The organism is uncultured Mucilaginibacter sp., assembly GCF_903913935.1.
Taxonomy (GTDB): domain Bacteria; phylum Bacteroidota; class Bacteroidia; order Sphingobacteriales; family Sphingobacteriaceae; genus Mucilaginibacter.
Genome location: NZ_CAIWNH010000186.1, coordinates 1 through 4,140, shown reverse-complemented (window position 1 = coordinate 4,140; position 4,140 = coordinate 1). Strand labels below are relative to the sequence as shown.

Below are 4,140 nucleotides of genomic sequence, written 5' to 3'. Positions count from 1 at the left end.
TTCCATGCGCCGTAGGCCAGCCCGTCCAGTATTTGCAATTGCTGTATGACCTTTCGGAGCAACTGGTCCCGAACACTGTAATCTGCCAGCATATTGTCCCCTTCTTTCAAAACAAAGCCGGAAACGTCGGTTACTAAACCAACCGCCTTCAGACGCATTTCATTTTCAATATTTGAAGCAACCAATAAAAGCGCGGGTTGCGCTTTTGCCAGTGCCAGTGCCTGATCGAGGTAGCTGATCATATCGGCGGTAATGACCGCCATGTTTTTGACCTCAAGGCCATCTTTTAAGGCTGAATTGACATTAGACAGTGCCAGGTAAATGATCTCCTGCGCCAATACCACCGAACCGACATTGGTATTTATATCTTCAATATTGGTATTGATCTTTGCCAGATATTGATTATGGGTTGCCTCGGCGCTGCTGCGGACACCCTGGTTAGCCATGACCGAAGCAAAATATTGCGGGTCAAAAACATATTCCTGAGCCAGACATGGGGCAAGGTAAAAGGTGAAAGCTGAAAGGAAAACAAATATCTTTATGTTCATTGTTTAAGGTATTTAGCATTTTGAATTATGTCTTCGGCCACTGATTTATCCTGGTCTATAAAATTCTGAAAAGGGTTAATTGAGCGAAGCAAGCTGTTTAAATTGGAATAGGTTAAGGTATTCACCAGGTTGCCTGATAATTCCTGTATTTCACTCAATTCGGTGATCACATAATCAAAAAGCATTTTCCTGTCGGATGCCTTCATCTGGTTCACATCGCCTATGGACAGGCTTAAACCCGCGACATAGCCCAGCAAACCTTCGGCTTTTTCGGCAAATTCGATCTCCGTCCGCACACCCAAAAACGCAACCGCAGGGTTCTTCTCTACTAATTGGACAATCTGCCCCTGGTAATTAATGATCTGCTTCACCATCGGTGTCGCATAGATGCCTATATCCGCAATATTGATAGCGGTACCCAATGTATTGTACCGCTGCTGTAAAGTGCGGTACATATTTTTAAGCTTTGCCAGCAAGGTGAGGTTTGCTTGTTCGTTTGCGGTTACGGTGGCCTGGTTATTCCTTGCGTCAACCTGCGCGGTATGTTCCGATTTAGATTGGTCAATCAGTTGGTGCATCCCGACAACATCAATCGTGCTTTGCTGGCTGAAAGCTGACAGGCAAAAGCATAAAGCGAAAAGCGTTAATAAAACTTTCATTGTTTGAGGTATTTAGCATTGTTTACAGTATCGTTGGCGATCTGCACATCCATGTTTTTCCATGTGGCCCAGGGGTTTAAGGATGCCCATAAGCCCCGCATTTTCGCCCAATACATCGCTCTTTGCATACCGTAGGCGATACCACGTAACACCTGCATTTCAGATTCAATATGATTGAGCATTTTTCCCCTTTCACCAGAATCCATCAGGTTACTTCCTCCACCCTTCAGCACAAAGGCGCTGACATCGGTGGCCAATGTGACTGCCCTGGTTTCAAACTCCCTTGCACCTTGTTCGGCAAACAGCAACAATACCGGGTCTGATTGGGCTATGGTTATAGATTGTTCCACATCGCTGACGATATCTGTTCCGCAGTCGGCAATTTCTTTGATCGTTGTTAAATTATTGATTACGGATGCCACCTGGCTCAGGCCCTTGTAAATATCGTTTTGCAGTTTGTTGACGATAACCAACTGGCCCGTTACCGCCAGTTGACCTTTTTGTATCAGGCTGAGATTATTGTTTGTGGTATTTAACTGCCCGTTAATGACGGCTGTGTTCACCAGGATGGCAGCCGATGTGGTGGGGTCAACCACCACTTCCTGCGCTACAGCTGCTTTAAAAAAACAGCATAGTAAGAGCATAAAGCAAAGTGTTACTTTCATATTATTTTGTTTAAGTAAAAAGATTAGTTAATGGGGTGCCCGGCTTTATTGACACGTTTAATAAAATCAGGTAAAGGCGTTTTAAGCACCTTTAAATCGCTGACAAAGGCATCCAGTCCTTTTGGATAAGAGCCGTAATAATTTGTATAAATTTCCACGGCTGATTTTTCGGGCTTTTCTGTTGTATAACAAAGGTACTGCTCTAAAGAAACTTCTACGCCATAGACCTCGCCAACTGAACCCCGGCGGATATAAACTTCCTTAAACCTTCCCCGGCCTTCGGTATTATCCAATTGGTTGATGGTAAAAATCTTTCGCCGTTCAGTTTCATTAATGGAAAGTAAAGCCGCTATATCCGCGTAGTTATCCTTGAATTTCGTTTGATCAAGCAGGCAGATGGTATCCGAATTATTGATAATACTGTCTTTAACTACCGGGTTGCCGATGATATCTCCCAACTCCTGGGTGACGACAATCGCCTCGCCCCAAAACTTACGTACGGTCTTATACAAATAGAGTAAATACCCTGCCATGAGTGGGCTTGCGATTGCCTTCCAGGCCTCTTCCACAATTAAGCATTTACGCCTGTCTTGCCGGAAACGCATTTTTTGGATAAATACATCCATGATTATGAGTGTAACAATGGGGAATAAAACGCGATTTTCCTTTATCGAATCGATTTCAAATACAATAAACCTTTCGGTAAACAAAGACTGGTCGGCAGGCTCGTTAAGGATAGGGGCAAATTCACCCCCCTTGTAAAACTTTTTAAGGACGTAACGAAACTCATCGGTATCAAAGCTGATCTTTTCCTCCACCTTTATTTCGGGAATTTTCCAGATCGCAAACTCGTAAAATGAATTGAAATTGAGTACCGTAACCCGGTTATTTTCATGCCTTCGTTTAGCCAGCCTTATTTCAGACTGCAAAGCTGCATGTAATTCCTGTTGAAATACTACCTTATAAATACGCCGCCTTTCCTCCGGGTCATTTAAAACTTTTAGCGTTTCAAGCGATTCTTCAAAGGGAATATACATTTCAATATCTTCAGTTTCGCCGCTTACCCCGCTAAAAAGTTCTTCCCAGTCCAGGTCAGAGAGGACAGCTTCACTGGTAAAGCTTGCCCTCATATCCGTTAACACCCGGTCACGGATACGCAGCGCTTGCTTTTCGGTTAATCCCGGAAATTCCGCATTAAAATAACTGCTATAGTAAGCGCTGATCACATTTGAGATCACATCGCGTTCCACCGGGTTAAATATACCCTCGGCCCCTTTCCATAACAGGCCGATCAGGGTACTTAAAAAATCCTTCTTTTCGATATTATATTCATCCTCCGTTATCTGGAACGGGTTCATCGTAATGGGTTTCTTATCAGTGTAGGTGATATATTTACCCTTTTTATAAGAACACAAGCCGGAATAGGAATGCCCTGTATCTACGATAACAATGTCCATATTATACAGGAGGTATTGCTCCACCAGCGCGTTGATAAAGTAAGATTTACCAGTACCTGACCCACCCAAACAGAAGCGGTTTCTGTTACTGATACGACCTGTCCGCATCGGGAGGTCTGCCACATCTATGCCCACTGGAATCCCCTGGCGATCCGTAAACCTTACTAAAAAATCCGACGGTTCATCCACCGGCATTGTTTCTTTGAAGAAAAAGCAGATGGCCGCGTCACAGGTCGTCAGGAACCAATCATAACTTTTTAATTCTACCCCATTGCCCGGCAATGCACATCGGAATAGCTCCAGTTGGTTATAAGCATTTTTGGAGGGTATGATGCCCAATTGAAAAAGGGCGCTTTCGATAAAATTACCAGCTTTTTGTATCTGTTCATTACCTGCTGCCACAACGATATTAAAATGGCAATTGACCAATAGCTGATTTTCCCTTGCCACATCATTCAGCAATAAATCAATATCCTCCACACATAATGAATTGGCCGGGTCTGGAATACCCGAATGCCGCTTTTTCTTTAGTTCCAGTTTATTCAGCGTCGTGGATTGGTTTGGAATTTCAATAACCTGGTTAAACAGGATCGCGTCAAAATCAGGCACTTTAAAAAGAAAAGATAAAAAATCCACCGGGAAGCCCCGCAATGATTCTTTTTCGTTTAGCTCAATATGCGTCCCTACCTGGATATTCCGGAGACCTTGACCAGTGCATTCCGTGCGCTCTCGAGCACCGATTTGTGTTGAAAGAAAAGAATAATCAAATTAACCGTCAATACGTTAACATGGTCAAAGTGTAACGGAATCA

4 protein-coding genes are annotated in these 4,140 nt (G+C 43.6%); all 4 read right to left on the bottom strand.

The genetic code is table 11. The features are described 5' to 3' along the window. Positions 1-548 (bottom strand): hypothetical protein (locus QZY09_RS06925; protein WP_295670107.1); only part of this gene is annotated, 548 nt, incomplete at its 3' end. Next, positions 545-1,207, bottom strand: a complete 663-nt coding sequence (locus QZY09_RS06920) for a hypothetical protein (RefSeq protein WP_295670105.1) — start codon at positions 1,205-1,207, stop codon at positions 545-547. The genes QZY09_RS06920 and QZY09_RS06925, both read right to left, overlap by 4 nt. Next, complete coding sequence (locus tag QZY09_RS06915; RefSeq protein WP_295670101.1) at positions 1,204-1,872, bottom strand: hypothetical protein; 669 nt, start codon at positions 1,870-1,872, stop codon at positions 1,204-1,206. The genes QZY09_RS06920 and QZY09_RS06915 overlap by 4 nt, the downstream gene beginning before the upstream one ends. Before the next feature lie 23 nt (positions 1,873-1,895). After that, positions 1,896-3,938: a TraG family conjugative transposon ATPase gene (locus QZY09_RS06910; protein WP_295670088.1), complete on the bottom strand. Its 2,043-nt coding sequence runs from the start codon at positions 3,936-3,938 to the stop codon at positions 1,896-1,898. Positions 3,939-4,140: the final 202 nt, after the last annotated feature.

Bases quoted from the DNA above. Each gene is read 5' to 3' on its own strand.
- QZY09_RS06920 (WP_295670105.1), bottom strand. From the start codon at position 1,207: ATGAAAGTTTTATTAACGCTTTTCGCTTTATGCTTTTGCCTGTCAGCT.
- QZY09_RS06915 (WP_295670101.1), bottom strand. From the start codon at position 1,872: ATGAAAGTAACACTTTGCTTTATGCTCTTACTATGCTGTTTTTTTAAA.